Consider the following 14,441-nt stretch of genomic DNA (forward strand, 5'->3'; position numbering starts at 1 on the left):
CGAAGGTTGTAGCGATGGCGTCAGCATGTTGGCCAGACGCACCTTCGATGACGCGTGAATCGATCTCGGCATGGCAGCGAGTTGCTCGCGTCGAAGAACTGATCAGACCGCACTGCATCGCATCGCATTGCAGGGCACGGCATCACTGCTCCTGACCACGCACACCGACCAACCCGACGGGTTCTTGCCCGCCTACCGTCGCGGGACCTTACGCGGCATGGATGCCGCGTAAGCGCCTACAGGGACGTACTTGCGGCGTGTCCTGCGATGGTGGGCGCGCAAGGACCCCGCAGCAAACCCGCAGATCGTCCGCTGTAAAACCGGGGCAGACGCACCGTCCAAGCTCTCAAGACCCAGTCCCCTCTCAAGACGACCGAGAGCGTGAGCGCGATGGGGATGTGTTCCCGAGTCAACCTGGGCGCGATGCCTTCTGCGTGAGCGAGACACGCCCCGTATCCATCCCCTGAGCTGGTCATTCCGATTGCCGCTGGCGCTCAGCCCATCAACTCAAAACTCGCAGACACGCCCTCGGCCTCTGCAGAGGGCGCTACCCACACATCGAATACGCCAGGCTCTACCGTCGGCTTCAATGCCTGGCCGATAAACAGCAGGTCCTCACGGCGCAGCACGAACTCCACCACCGCGCTGCTGCCCGCCGGCACCGCCAGCTTGCGGAAGTCCTTCAGCTCGCGCACCGGGCGGGTGATGCTGGCGCTGCGGTCGCGGATGTAGAGCTGCGCCACTTCCTCGGCATCGCGGGTGCCGCGGTTGTGGATGCGCGCGCTGATGCGCAGGCTGCCGGTCGCCGCCATGCGTGCATCGCTCAAGCGCAGTTCGCCGTATTCGATGCGGCCATAGGTCAGGCCGTGCCCGAACGGAAACAACGCGGCATTGGGCGCGGTGCGGTAGCGGGTCTTGAACGGTTGCAAGGCATCCGGGCGCGGGTCGGCACGGCCGCTGGGCTTGTGCGCATAGCTATAGGGCACCTGCCCGGCGGTGTGCGGAAAACTCACCGGCAGGCGCCCGGACGGACCGTGCGCGCCAAACAGGATGTCCGCCAGTGCGGCGCCCGATGCCGAGCCCAGGAACCAGCCGACCAGGATCGCCGGCGCCTTGAGCACCGGGCCATCGATCACCAGCGCACGGCCGTTGCTGAGCACCACCACCACCGGCGTGCCGGTGGCTGCCACCGCAGCCAGCAGCGCTTGCTGCACGGCGGGAATGACGATCTCGCTGCGCGATTGCGCTTCGCCGGAGTAGCGCATCGGCTCGCCGATCGCCAGCACCGCCACATCCGCGGACGCCGCTGCGGTGACGGCCGCCTGCACGCCGCCGGGCAGGCCATGTTCGAAGTCGCAGCCTTCCACCACCTGCAGGCCGTCCGGGTTGCCCAGCCGCGCGCGCACTGCGGTGGCCAGGTCGTTGCCGCTGTCGTCGCCGCCGAACAGCGTCCACGGGCCGGCGCTGTCGGTCCAGTTGCGTGCCATCGGCCCGATCAGCGCGATGCGTTGCCCCTGCGTCTTCAGTGGCAGCAGCTCGCCATCGTTCTTGAGCAGCACGATGGATTTGCGCGCCGCCTCGCGCGCCAGTGCCAGGCTGTCCGGGCGCCGCTGCCGCGCCTGTGCGCGTGCCGGCACGATGCGCAGGAACGGATTGTCGAACAATCCAAGCTCGGCCTTGAATTGCAGCACGCGCCGCACCGAGGCATCCAGCTGCGCCATCGTCACCTCGCCGGCGGCCACCAGCGCCGGCAGATGCTGCAGGTACAGCCCGCTCTGCATGCTGATGTCCACACCGGCCAGGAACGCCAGCCTGGTCGCCTCGCGCGCATCGCTGGCAAACCCGTGCCCGATCAATTCCAGATCGCCGGTGTAGTCGGACACCACCAGGCCGCGGTAGTCCCACTCGCCGCGCAATACCTCGCCCAGCAACCAGCGATTGGCGGTGGCAGGGATGCCGGCGATCTCGTTGAAGGCCACCATCGTGGTCACTGCGCCGGCATCGAAGGCAGCCTGGAACGGTGGGAAATAGACCTCGCGCAGGCTGCGCTCGGAGATGTCGACGGTGTTGTAGTCCAGCCCGGCCTCGGCGGCCCCATAGGCCGCGAAATGCTTGGGGCAGGCTGCAAGTGCATCGGCATGATCCAGGCCCTCGCCCTGGAAGCCGCGCACGCGGGCCTGCGCAAAACGCCGGCCGAGCAGCACGTCTTCGCCACTGCCTTCCACGCCGCGCCCCCAGCGCGCATCGCGCGCGATGTCCACCATCGGCGCGAAGGTCCAGTCGATGCCGACCGCACTGGCCTCCAGTGCGGCCGCACGCGCGGTGCGTTGCGCCAGCGCCGGCTCGAAGCTGGCGGCCTCGGCCAGCGGCACCGGAAACACCGTGGTGAACCCGTGGATCACATCGGCGGCAAACAGCAGCGGAATCTTCAGGCGGCTCTGCAGCGCGGCCTGTTGCAGTTGCTGATGCCACAGCACATTGGAGCCATTGAAGATGCCGCCGACCCGCCCGGCACGCGCGGCAGCAAGCTGGCCCTCGGCCGTGGGCACGGTATTGATCGGATTGGCCGCTGCGGCCGCATCGGTCTGCTGCGCCGAACCGGACAGCGTTAGCTGGCCGGCTTTTTCCTCCACGCTCATGCGCGCGATCAACGTATCGATAAAGGGCGGCGCCGCAGCCGCACGGCGCGGCAGCGCAACTCCCACCGGTACCTGTGCCAACACTGCTGCCGAGGCGGTGCCCAGCAGCAACCCACGACGCGTGATCCCTTTCCGCATGCCCGCCATCCCCGTCTGTCCATGCCAGACGCTAACGGATCGCCAGCGAAAAGCCGTGATGCGCTGCACGATGGGTGCCGGGCGGGCGGTCTCGGCAACGACGGCGACAGCACGGCGCCTTCACCGTTTCCGCACTAGCGTGCGCCATCGATCAACGGCAGTCAGGACACACGATGCTGGACGTGGAAACACGCGTGCGCTTTTACGAAATGATGCACCTGGGCATGCCGTGGTGGGAGTTCGTGCTGCGTGCGGTAGCGGTCTATACCGTGGTCCTGCTGTTGACGCGCATGACCGGCAAGCGCGCGCTGGGCCAATCCACGCCGTTCGACGTGCTGCTCATCGTGCTGCTGGGAACCGCGGTGCAGAACTCGTTGATCGGCAAGGACGTCTCGCTGCTGGGCGGCATGATCCTGGCGGCCACCTTGCTGGTGTTGAACTGGCTGGTGGGCATGGCCACCGCGCGCAGCCGGCGGATCGATACCTGGGTACAGGGCACCCCGGCGCTGCTGGCGCGTGGCGGTGAGATCTACTGGAAGGAACTGGTCCGCCACAACGTCAGCTATGCCGATTTCGAAGTGGCAAAACGCAAGGCCGATTGCCGCGACGATGCCGATATCGACATGGCGATCCTGGAGACCTCCGGGGAGATCAGCATCCTGAAAAAGCGCTAGCGCGCCGGCAGGCCGGCGTGCATGCCGGCGGTGGCGCCGCACCAGCGTGGCAGCCAGCCTGGCGCATGCGCTTCACTGCGTGGCGACCCGCGGATTAGCGGGCCTTGCAGAACAACGACAGGTCCACCGACTCGGCCATGCGCTGGTAACCGGCATCGTTGGGATGCAGGAAGTCGCGGGTCAGCGCGGCGGGTAGCCACTCCGGCCTGGCCGGGTCGCGCAGCGCGGCGTCGAAGTCGATCACCGCATCGAATGCCTGCCCGTCGCGGATGAAGCCGTTGAGCGTCTGGCGCGTGGCCGCCGCCACCGGTTCGTAGCGGTCGGAGTTGCCGAACGGGGTCAGCGTGGCGCCGATCACGGCGATGCCGTGTTGCTGCAGCCGGGTCACGATCTGGCGATACCCCAGCACCATGTCGGCGGCATTGCGGCCGGCAATCGCATCCGGCGGACCGCTGTGGCGGATGTCGTTGATGCCTTCGAACAGGATCACCTGGTCCACGCCGGGCAGCGCCAGCACGTCGCGATCCAGCCGCGCCAGCGCGCTGGGGCTGCGGCCGTCGTCGAGCAGCTTGTTGCCGCTGATGCCGGCGTTGAGCACCACCACGCTGCCGGGGCAACGCTGCTCCAGCCGCCTGGCCAGCAGGGCCGGCCAATCGCCATTGGCGCCGCGTGTGGCGGTGGCGCCTTCGGTGATCGAATCGCCCAGCGCCACCACCACCGTCTGGCGTGGGTGCGGCGCTTGCACGTAAAGGGCGGAGATGACGTTCTGGCGATACGCCAACGCCTTGCTGTCCGGCACCTCGGCCTGGCCCTTGACCACCCGCACGGCCGTGCGGCGTACCGCCGGGCGCGCCGGCGTGGGGAAATACAGGCTGACCGCCACCTCGCCCAATGCCGGTGCACGCAGCGGCACCGGGTCGCTGAGCAGCACGCCACCGGGCGGCACGGTCACGCTGGCGCGCCCGTCAAAGCGCAGCGGTTGCGCGCCCCCGCCGCCGCCGAGCAGGCGCGCGGTGCCCGCAGCGATGGTCAGCGGTGCGGTGCCCAGCTCGTTGCTGATGCGCACGCGCAGGGCCACTGCCGCGCTGCCCAGGCGCATGTCCTGGCGCACCGTTTCATCGGCAAATTGCAGCGGCGTGTCGGCACCGCCGTCGAGCCGGTCCGGCGTTGCCGAAGCGATCCAGGCCGGCACCCAGCGTGGCGCGGGGTGCGCCGTGGCCGGGCCTGCCAGCACCACACTCAGTGTCGCAGTCATCATCCATCGCCAGCGCATGCGCAGGACTCCTTTGTCGGTCAGGAAAAGAACACGCCGCCGTTGACGTCCAGGTTGGCGCCATTGATGAAGCTGGCCGCATCCGAGGCCAGGTACAACGCCGCATCGGCGGCTTCCTCCGGGCGGCCTTCGCGCCGCAGCGGGGTGGCATTGGCGACGAAGGCACGCACTTCCGGCTTGGTGAAGTCGTCATGGAAGCGGGTGGAGATCATGCCGCAGCACAATGCGTTGACGCGGATGCCGCGCGGGCCCAGTTCCTTGGCCATCGCGCGCGAGAAGGTCATCACCGCCGCCTTGGCGGTGGCGTAGATGGCCGCGCCCGGCCCGCCGCCATCGCGCCCGGCAAGCGAGGCGAAATTGACGATCGCACCGCCTTCGCGCATATGCGGCGCCACCGCCTGGGTGGTCAGGTAGACCGATTTGAGGTTGAGGTCCATCACCTGATGGAAGAAGGCCTCGTCGATGTCGGCCAGCGGCTTGCGCGCCAGCATGCCGCCGGCCACGTTGATCAGCACGTCGATGTGCTGGCCGAAGGCGGTGCGCGTGGCGGTCAGCAGGCCGGCCACGGCGGTGGCATCGGTGACGTCGGCGCGGTGCAGGATGCCCTGCCCGCCGGCAGCCTGCAGCTGTGCCAGGGTGTCGCGCGCGCTGGCGTCGTCGTTGGCGTAGTTGATGCAGACCTTGGCGCCGGCCGCGGCCAGCTTGAGCGAGATGGCGCGGCCGATATCGCGGCCACCGCCGGTGACGATGGCGACCTTGTCGTGGAAGTGCATGCGGGTGTGTCCTGTTGGTGTGGGGAAAGCGGGGTAGGCAGCGGGCACGCTCAGGTGCCCGCTGCGTCGAGTCGGTGGATGCGGCCGGTGACCAGCCACAGCGCGGCCAGCGAAGCCGGCACCAGCGCGGCGACCAGAATGAACATCGGTGCGTACGAGGTTGCGGTCATCACCGGGACCAGCCAGGTGGTGATCAAGGTGCCGGCCACCGCGGCCATGCCGCCGATGCCGGCCAGCGAGCCGACCGATTTGCCGGCGAACAGATCGCCGGGCAGGGTCTGGATATTGCCGATGGCGATCTGGAAGCCGAACAGCACGGCGGCAATCGTCAGCACCGCCATGCGCGGGTCGGCGGCCTGCACGGCGCCCAGCAGCGCCGGCGCCATGATGGCCCCGCCCAGGGTGATGGTCCATTTGCGCGCGCGGTCCACGCTCCAGCCGGCCGCGATCAGGCGCCCGGACAGCCAGCCGCCGCACAGGCTGCCCAGCATCGCACCGACGAACGGCACCCAGGCGAATGCGCCGATCTGCTTGATGTCGAAGTGGAAGGTCTCGGCCAGGTAGATCGGCAGCCACGACACGAACAGCCACCAGATCGGGTCCAGGAAGAACCGCGCCAGCACGATCCCCCAGCTTTGCCGGTGCGACATCAGCTGGCGCAGCGTGGGCAGGTAGGCCGGCGGCGGCGCGCTGCCGGCGTCGGGCGCATCCAGGATCAACGCACGTTCGGCCGCGTCGACCCAGGGATGCCGGTCCGGTCCGGCGCGGTAGATCACCAGCCACGGCAGCAACCACAGCATGCCGAGCACGCCGATCAGCACGAACGTGCCCTTCCAGCCGAACGACAGGAACAGCAGCGCGATCAGCGGTGCCGAGACGATCGCGCCGATGGAGGCGCCGGCATTGAAGATGCCCTGCGCCAACGCACGCTCGCGCGCGGGAAACCATTCCGCATTGGCCTTGACCGCGCCCGGCCAGGCGCCGGCTTCGCTGATGCCCAGCAGCGCGCGCACCACCGAGAACGCCATGATGGAGTGCGTGACCGCATGCAGCGCGATGGAGAGCGACCACACCGCGATGGACAGGGCAAAGCCGAGCCGGGTGCCGATGATGTCGAACAGCCGCCCGAACACGAACTGCCCGGCGGCATAGAACAGCATGAAGATGGTGACCAGCAGCGCGTAGTCTTCCTTGGTGGCGCCGATGTCGCGCGAGATCGCCGGCCACATCACCGCCAGCGCGTTGCGGTCGATGTAGTTGATCACCGTGGCCACCGCGATCAGCGCCACGATCAGCCAGCGCACTGCCGAGCGCTTGCCCGCGGGGCGCGTGCGGGTGGAGGCGGTGCTCATTGCGCACCTGCAGTGCGATCGAAGCGCGCGTAGCTGCCGCGCCAGCTGTAGCGCTGACCGGCAGCCTGTACCTGGTGACTGCGTTGTGCATCGGCGTCGTCGGCCACCGCCAGCGCGATGCGCTGGCCGCCGACCAGGGTGAGCACGATCACCTCGGCATCGTCGCCGCGCACGCGCTCGATGGCGCGGATGCGGCTATTGGCGCCGTGCACGTATTCGGCGGTGCCGTTGTATTCGCCATGCGGTTCCAGCACGCCGAAGAAGCTGACATTGGCCTGCCCATCCACGCGCTGGATCAGCGCCGGTTCGCGGCGCAGGTTGAAGTTCGGGTCGTTGGCTCCGCTCTCCACCAGCAGGGCACGCGCCGGCGCGCTGCTGCCGAAGCGGTAGCTGTAGAAGCGGCCGGCGAGCAGCCAGCTCAGGCTGCGCGTGTCGGTGCTGGCGTCGCTGGAGGCGTCCACCCACAGGTGCTGATAGCCGTTGGCCTTGCCCAGCACCGGGCGTTGCGTCAGTGCGCGCTCTGCGGTGAAGCCGACCTGCATGATCTGCCCGTTGAAGTGCAGCGGCAGGTCGTAACGTGCCGGAGCGCTGGCGTTGACGCGCAGCAGGTCGACCACCACCGGCAGGCGCAGCTGCGGGTGCGACAGCAGCGCCTGGGTGCGGGTGAAGCTGACCCCGTCGTAGGCCTGCTGCATGCGCGCCGACACGATCTGGGTGTCGGCAGTGCTGGCGAACAGCAGCTGCGTCGGCGCGTGTTGCTCGCCCACCTTCCAGTCGCCGTTGAAGTGGCTGGTCTCGTTCACCACCAGCGTGTTGTGCGCAACGGTCTGCTTGGCCCAGCTGGTGTTCTCCGGTAGATAGATGCCGCCGGCCTTGGCTTCCACATTCAGGAAACGCGCCGCGCCGTAGTCGGTGACCACGCGCTGGCCGTTGTCGTAGAACAGCCAGTTCAACTTGTCGAAGTGGCCGTGGCCCATGCCTTGCGAGGTGTTCTTCATCACCAGCGTCTGGCCGTCTTCGCCGCCGCTGCGCAGGATCGCCAGCGCGCCCCGGTCGCCCCGTGCGCCATCGCGCAGCAACACGCTGCCGAAGGCGAACGGCTGGGCGCGGTCCTGCGCGAGCGCGGTGGCCACGGCCAGGCCTTCGGGGGTGAGCAGCACGCGGCGCTGGCGTTGCGCGATGGACAGCAGCTGCGCGTCGTGGGTCTGCGCGTAGGCGATGCCGATGCCGGCCACCAGTTCCTCGGTGTCCAGGCCCTTGTCGAGGATGGCGTCGTTGATCGGGAAGAAATAACCGCCGTAGCTGCTCTGCACCAGGCTGTTTACGGCCTTGAGCAGCACGCCGTCGCGGCGCTGGAAGATGTGCTGCTGCGGCTGGTTGCGCTCGATCGCATTGGCGAACAGCACGAACGGCGCCAGGGCATAGCGTTGGTAGTACGGGCCTTCGGCGTAGTAGCCGTCCGGCGAGAACAACTGGTCCACCTGCGCCAGGAAGCCTGCCTTGCCATCGCGCCTGCTGCCGCGCAGTGCCTTGTCCACCAGCGCCTGGTCGCGCAGCACATAGCCGGTCATGCCGACTGCGGCCACTGCCCAGGTGGCGTGGTTGTGGATCTTGTCGAAGTTGTCGGCGCTTTCGTCGCACAGGAACTGCGCCATGCGTGCGAACACGTCGCGGTCGATGGTGGCGCGGTCCTGCGCGCTGAGCGTGTCGCGGATGGCGTCGTAGCCCTGGCTTGCGTAGACCAGCCACACCGAGTCGTTCAAGGACTGCCAGAACAGCCGCCCCGGCACCTGGCCGCGCCCGGCCGGGTGTGCGCCCAGCGTGGGATACAGGCGTGCGTAGGCCAGCAGCACGTCGCGCGCATAGTCGGCATAGGCGCGATCGCCGGTGAGCCGGTACAGCGCACCGGCGGCCTGGATGGCCTGGTAGTTGCGTTTGTGCTGCTCGTGGCTGGCGCCGCCGCCGGGATCGCTGGGCACCGGCACGTCCACCCCGGCCCGCATCGCCGCGCGCACGCTGGCTTCTGCGCGTGCCTGTTCGCGGGCGAACACCGGCAGCCTGGCGCCAGCGCTGGCCATCTCGCGCCATTGCTGGGCGGTGACCAGCACCGGCGCGGCGTCGGTGGCCCGCGGTTGCGGCTGCGCTGCTTGTTCGGCCGCGGGTGACGGGGCGGCGCTGCAGGGCAGGGCGCTGCCGGCGCCGACCAGGACCAGCAGCAACAGGCGGGTGGAACGGGTCATAGCAGGGGCTCCGCTGCGTCGGCGTGCAAGGCCGGGGTGCCGACGAACTGGTTGCCGCTGGCGATGAGGTGGGGTGTGCCGGTGGTGTGCTGCGCCAGGATCGCGGCGCTGTCGACGAAGCGGTTATTGCGCAGCGCAATGTGCTGCACGCCGTGCAGGCGCAGCGACGCACCTGCGTTGCGGCCGACCTGCGTGAAGTGCGAGTCGCTCACCTGCAGCACCGGGCCGAAGGTGCTTTCGTCGCGGCCGCCGCGATACAGGTCCAGCACCGGCCCGGCGACGCGGTGGAACTGCGACTGCTGCACCGTGACCTGTTCGACGTTGTAGGTGCCACGGTCGTCGGTCTCGGCGTGTGCGGACAACACCTTGCCGGAGACGTCCTCGACCAGCAGCCGGTCCAGCAGGATATGGTCGGCCAGGCTGCCCTTGCCGAGTGCGATCACGTCGAAGCCGGGTTGCGCGTCCAGATGATGCAGGTGCGTGTCGCGCAAGGTGAGCTGGTACTGCGCCACCGCGCTGCCCGGTGCGGTGCGGATCACCGCATTGCCCGGCTGCGCGGGTGCGGCGCGGCCATCGATCTCGAGCCGGGCCAGGCTGAGCGAGCCGCCGGATGCGATCTGGAACAGCGCCGGCTGGGAAAAGCGGATGCGCGCGTGGCCGCGTTGCGGGCCTTCCAGCGTCAGCGGCCGGTCCACGTCGAGGATGTCATCGACCTGGTAGCGGCCTGCGTCCAGTTGCAGGCGGTCGCCGGGGCCGGCCTGCGCCACGGCGTCGGTCAGGCTGGACTGCCCCGGCCGAACGCGGGTGCGGCGGCCGCTATCGGTGACTGCCTGCGCTGCCTGCTTGGGGTACCAGCTCACGCCCACCTGTGCGCGCGCGATGTAACTCAGCGCCGGGTCGGCGCCGACGCCAGTGGCGTTGTCGGCGACCAGCAAGCCGGTGCTGGCGCGGGTCATCGTCACCTGGCGGCTGTTGACGCCGCCGGGCAGGCGGGTGGAGGCCAGCGGGCTTTGCAGGTTGCTGGTGAAGGCAATACCGGACAGGTCGCCCAGCACGCGCACCGGGTCGCTGGCGGCCACGATCAGGTTGCCGGCAAAGCGGCTGTTGATCGGCGCGGCGGTGCGCTCGGCATCCATGCCGGCACCGAAGTACAGCTGGTTGACGGTCACGAAGGTGTTGCGCTCGATGCGCGCCTGGTCCACCTGCACGTAGCGGTTGGCAGGCGAGTTGGGCACCCCGTACATGATGCTCAGCGCCGACGAATAGCCATCGCCGGCCAGGTTTTCCAGGTAGTTGTGGCGCACGGTCTGCTTGCGGTTGATCACGCGGATGCCGCCGGTGTTGGCCTTGCCGTCGCCGAAGAACACGTTGCGCTCGACCAGGTTGCCATCGCCATGCCGCAGCACCAGCGCGCCGCGTGATTGCTTGAACACATTGCCCCGGTAGGTGTTGCCGCCGGACTTGTTGGAGACCACCTCCACCTCGCCGTCGCAGCCTTCGAACCAGTTGTTGTCCACCACCGAGTTGGAGGCGCTGTCGGCATCGCTGCTGGTGCCGATGCGTAGCGTCTCGCCGCCATTGGCGCCCAGGTTGGGGCGTGGCCCGAACCAGTTGTGGTCGATGCGATGGCGGTTGTCCAGGCCCTGGGTGGCGTCGCGCACCACCACCAGGGTGGGGCCGGCATTGGTCTTGCCGACCAGCTGGTTGTGGTCGAAGCGGTTGTCGCTGTCGTACAGCGCCACCCAGTTGTCCGAGTCACTGCGGGTGGGCTTGCTGAAGCCATCCACCACCACCCCGGTGATGCGGCTGTGGCGCGCGCGCTCCTTGCTGGAGATGCGGTACGACAGCACCGCATCGCCGGGGCTATGGCCGTCGCGGAACACCAGGTCCGACACCACCAGGTAGGTGCCGGCCATGTGCAGGTCGGAGGTGCCGCTGATGATCACCTTGCCCGGCGTTTGCGCGGTGAGGGTGATCGGCTGCTCGGCGGTGCCTTGCCCGCGCAGCACGATGGCGAAATCCCGCCACTGCCCATCGGCCAGCACGATGCGATCGCCGGCACGCAGCGCGGCCGCCGCCACGGCGTACTCGCTCTGGTCGTGCACCAGGTACGAGGTGGCCTGGGCCGAGCCGACCCAGGCGGGCGCGCACAGCAGCAACAGGCAGGCAAGGGAGACGGGGGATCGCATCGGGATGCTCCTGGACGCTGGCGCGTCGGTGATGGCCGAGGGTAACAGTGCAAACTGGATCGTCAACCAAAATGATAGTCCAGTTGGTCCGTATTGAAGCCCGTGATCGCTTCGATGTCATGCTGCAAATGCACAAAATAATCCACATAACTGGCCTAGTCAGGTGGTTCGTTGGATAAATTGTAAAAATGATTGACTTGGCATTGATCCGCGTAGAGTCTCCACCTCGCTCGGTCTCGAGCGTCCTTTGGGAGGAGGAATTGTGCGGTATCTAAAACCAGTCCAATTGCGTAGACCAATTATTCGGAATGCCTTGGCCCAGGCGCTACTGACTGCCGTTGCACTGGCAAGCGCGCAGGCAGCCCTGGCCCAGCAAAGCGACGCGGCCCAGCAGGCACCGGAGCAAGCGCCCACCACGCTGGACCAGGTCAAGGTCACCGGCATCCGCAGCTCGATCCAGTCGTCTATCGACAGCAAGCGCGAGCAGACGGTGGTGGCCGACGTGCTGTCGGCCGAGGACATCGGCGACCTGCCGGCGCTGTCGATCGGCGAGGCGATCGAGACCATCACTGGTGCGGCCACGCACCGCGAGAAGGGCGGCGCGTCGGAGATCTCCATCCGTGGCCTGGGGCCGTTCCTGGGCTCGGCCACCTTCAATGGGCGCGAGGCCAGCAACGGCAGCGGCGACCGCTCGGTGAACTTCAACCAGTTCCCCTCCGAACTCATCAACACCGTGGCGATCTACAAGACCCAGCGCGCCGACTTCGTCGAAGGTGGCATCGCCGGCACGGTCAACATGCAGACCGTGCGGCCGCTGGAATTCGGCAAGCGCCGCGTGCAACTGGACGGGCGGGCGACCTATGCCGATGGCGACAGCAAGTTGCGCGATGCCGATGGCGTGGGCTGGCGCGGCACCGTCAGCTACCTGGACCAGTTCGATCTGCGCGGGGCCGGCAAGCTGGGGGTCTCGCTCGGCCTGCAGCGGCTGGAAGGCACCAACCCGGAAGAGGTGATGAGCAGCAGCTCCACCTGGACGGCCTGCAACGCCAACGAGGTGGTGGGCGCCAGCCGCAACTGCACCGCCGTGACCCCGGCGCAGGTGCAGGCGGGGACGCCGTATTACCTGGCGCCCGGCAGCCGCGTGTACCGCCAGATCAGCGAGCACGATCAACGCGACGCGGCCTTCGCCGCGCTGCAATGGCGGCCCTTCGACGGCCTGGAGGTGGCCCTGGATTACCAGGATTCGCAGCGCACCGTGACCGAAGACCGCGCCGAGCTGAACTTCTCCGAGACCCTGCGCAACCTCAACAACCGCCAGGTGGGCGACAACGGCGCCTTGCTCGGCCATACCGGCAGCAGCACGGTGGAATCTTCCACCGACTACAAGGTGCGCGACGAGCAGTACCGTGGTGGCGGGCTACGCGTGGAATGGCGCCCGAACGCGGCCTGGATGCTGTCCACCGACCTGTCGTATTCGCGCACCGAGCGCAGCGAAATCGACCGCCTGATGCGGCTGCGCTCCAATGCCACCGACATCAACGGCAACCGCGTGCCCGGGATCAACGGGCAACGCGTGGACTACACCTACACCTATGCCGGCGATGTGCCGGGGATCGTGGTCGATCCCGCGTTCGACCTGAACAACCCGGACAATTTCAGCGCCGCGGCGCGCGCGCGGCGCGACGAGTTGCGCCGCGAGCACACCATCCGGGCCTGGCGTTTCGATGGCGCCTTCACCCCGGAAAGCGGGCTGCTCACCTCCATCAAGGGCGGCGTGCGCCTGTCCGAGGCGACTTACCGCGACCTGGACGACCGCGTCGAACGCAACGTCACCGATCCGGCCACGATCCGCGCCGCCAACCTGGCCTGCCGGCAACCGTTCCCGCAGGAGGATTTCCTCTCCAGCGCCAGCGGCAACACCATCCAGCAGTGGGCCACCTTCGACAGCCGCTGTCTGTTCAGCGCCATCACCGGCGTGGACGACACCGGCCGCAATGCCGACCCGCGCGGCACCGCCGACTCCGACGTGGAAGAAAAGACCCGCGCGCTGTATGTGATGGGCGAGTTCGCCAGCACGCTGTTCGGGCTGCCGCTGGACGGCAACCTGGGCGTGCGCTGGGTGCGCACCGACGTCAGCTCGGTGGGGTTGCGCGGCGAGCTGGACGTGGTCGACAACCCCGACGGCACCATCCAGCTGGTGGAAACCGGGCGCTTCGCCGCGCAGACGGTGCGCGCGTCCAACCGCGTGTTCCTGCCCAGCTTCAACGCCAACATCGGCCTCACCGAGCAGACCCAGCTGCGCTTCGGGCTGTACCGGGCCATGGCGCGCCCGGATCTGGTGGCGCTGTCTGCCGGGCGCACTTTCATCCTGGAGCCGGGGACCGAATTCACTACCGTCGGCGAGGCGATCGGCAGCATCACCGCCACCGGCAACCCGCGCACGCAGCCGCTGCTGTCGTCCAATGCGGACGTGTCGCTGGAGTGGTATCCCAATGCCGACTCCCTGCTCAGCGCCGCGGTGTACTACAAGCAGTTCACCGGTGGCGCGGTGCCCACGGTGGTGGACGAGCGCTTCGTCATCGACGGCACCGCGGTGGTGGTGCCGGTGGTGCAGGACGTCACCACCCGGCAAAAGAGCGATCTCACCGGGCTGGAGTTGACCGGCACCCACCGCTTCTCCTACCTGCCGGCGCCGTTCGACGGCCTGGGCGTCAAGCTGAGCTACAACTACGCCGATTCCAACTACAAGACCCAGGATCTGCGCCTGGGCGACCAGATCGACCCGGCAACCGGCCTGGTGAGCAGCGGCATCGTCGCGCCGGCCAATATCTTCGGCCTGTCGCGGCACGTGTTCTCCGGCCAGCTGTATTACGCCATCGGCGCGGTCGACCTGCAGGCCATCTACAAGTATCGCTCCGAGTATTTCCAGAAGTTCGTCGGCGCCCCGGCGCAGAACCGCTACGTGCGCGACAGCGGCACCCTGGACCTGCGTGCCAGCTACCGCGTCAATGCGCAGCTGTCGGTGTCGTTGGAGGCTTCCAACCTGACCAACGAGCCGCGGATCTCCGACATGCCGGTGCCCGGCAGCTTCCGTGAGTACAACACTTACGGGCGACGTTATTATTTGGGGGTGCGCTACCGGTTCTAGCGTCGCCCACCTGTC

Annotated in this window: 8 protein-coding genes; 2 read left to right on the forward strand and 6 right to left on the reverse strand. The window is 68.1% G+C overall.

Annotation, left to right across the window (positions count from 1 at the left end):
- Positions 1-494: 494 nt before the first annotated feature.
- Complete coding sequence (locus DYQ94_RS00220) at positions 495-2,777, reverse strand: glycoside hydrolase family 3 N-terminal domain-containing protein (protein ID WP_184428974.1); 2,283 nt, start codon at positions 2,775-2,777, stop codon at positions 495-497.
- A gap of 173 nt (positions 2,778-2,950) precedes the next feature.
- Here DYQ94_RS00220 and DYQ94_RS00225 point away from each other — a divergent pair, with 173 nt between their 5' ends.
- Positions 2,951-3,451: a DUF421 domain-containing protein gene (locus tag DYQ94_RS00225; protein ID WP_046341982.1), complete on the forward strand. Its 501-nt coding sequence runs from the start codon at positions 2,951-2,953 to the stop codon at positions 3,449-3,451.
- Between the two features lie 94 nt (positions 3,452-3,545).
- On the opposite strand, the gene DYQ94_RS00230 is transcribed toward DYQ94_RS00225, so the two are convergent.
- The 5 genes from DYQ94_RS00230 to DYQ94_RS00250 are packed head-to-tail and all read right to left on the reverse strand — an operon-like array spanning position 3,546 to position 11,278.
- On the reverse strand, positions 3,546-4,709 hold the full coding sequence (locus DYQ94_RS00230) for an SGNH/GDSL hydrolase family protein (protein ID WP_104560783.1): 1,164 nt from the start codon (positions 4,707-4,709) through the stop codon (positions 3,546-3,548).
- Between the two features lie 35 nt (positions 4,710-4,744).
- Positions 4,745-5,497: an SDR family NAD(P)-dependent oxidoreductase gene (locus tag DYQ94_RS00235; RefSeq protein ID WP_024938633.1), complete on the reverse strand. Its 753-nt coding sequence runs from the start codon at positions 5,495-5,497 to the stop codon at positions 4,745-4,747.
- Between the two features lie 50 nt (positions 5,498-5,547).
- A complete protein-coding gene (locus tag DYQ94_RS00240; protein WP_047130732.1) occupies positions 5,548-6,849 on the reverse strand; it encodes an MFS transporter in 1,302 nt (433 codons plus the stop codon).
- Positions 6,846-9,089, reverse strand: a complete 2,244-nt coding sequence (locus tag DYQ94_RS00245; protein WP_160955123.1) for an oligoalginate lyase — start codon at positions 9,087-9,089, stop codon at positions 6,846-6,848. Before DYQ94_RS00245 ends, DYQ94_RS00240 begins: the two co-directional genes overlap by 4 nt.
- Complete coding sequence (locus DYQ94_RS00250; RefSeq protein WP_260286536.1) at positions 9,086-11,278, reverse strand: polysaccharide lyase 6 family protein; 2,193 nt, start codon at positions 11,276-11,278, stop codon at positions 9,086-9,088. Before DYQ94_RS00250 ends, DYQ94_RS00245 begins: the two co-directional genes overlap by 4 nt.
- A gap of 313 nt (positions 11,279-11,591) precedes the next feature.
- Between DYQ94_RS00250 and DYQ94_RS00255 the strand changes: the two genes are divergently transcribed.
- Positions 11,592-14,426, forward strand: a complete 2,835-nt coding sequence (locus DYQ94_RS00255) for a TonB-dependent receptor (RefSeq protein ID WP_237474996.1) — start codon at positions 11,592-11,594, stop codon at positions 14,424-14,426.
- Positions 14,427-14,441: the final 15 nt, after the last annotated feature.

The sequence above is a fragment of the Xanthomonas sp. LMG 8993 genome (assembly GCF_009835065.2).
GTDB classification, from domain to species: domain Bacteria; phylum Pseudomonadota; class Gammaproteobacteria; order Xanthomonadales; family Xanthomonadaceae; genus Xanthomonas; species Xanthomonas arboricola.

What these genes read in the sequence shown, in the direction of transcription:
- DYQ94_RS00220 (WP_184428974.1), bottom strand. Translation starts at nt 2,777, where the DNA reads ATGCGGAAAGGGATCACGCGTCGTGGGTTGCTGCTGGGCACCGCCTCG.
- DYQ94_RS00225 (WP_046341982.1), top strand. Translation starts at nt 2,951, where the DNA reads ATGCTGGACGTGGAAACACGCGTGCGCTTTTACGAAATGATGCACCTG.
- DYQ94_RS00230 (WP_104560783.1), bottom strand. Translation starts at nt 4,709, where the DNA reads ATGATGACTGCGACACTGAGTGTGGTGCTGGCAGGCCCGGCCACGGCG.
- DYQ94_RS00235 (WP_024938633.1), bottom strand. Translation starts at nt 5,497, where the DNA reads ATGCACTTCCACGACAAGGTCGCCATCGTCACCGGCGGTGGCCGCGAT.
- DYQ94_RS00240 (WP_047130732.1), bottom strand. Translation starts at nt 6,849, where the DNA reads ATGAGCACCGCCTCCACCCGCACGCGCCCCGCGGGCAAGCGCTCGGCA.
- DYQ94_RS00245 (WP_160955123.1), bottom strand. Translation starts at nt 9,089, where the DNA reads ATGACCCGTTCCACCCGCCTGTTGCTGCTGGTCCTGGTCGGCGCCGGC.
- DYQ94_RS00250 (WP_260286536.1), bottom strand. Translation starts at nt 11,278, where the DNA reads ATGCGATCCCCCGTCTCCCTTGCCTGCCTGTTGCTGCTGTGCGCGCCC.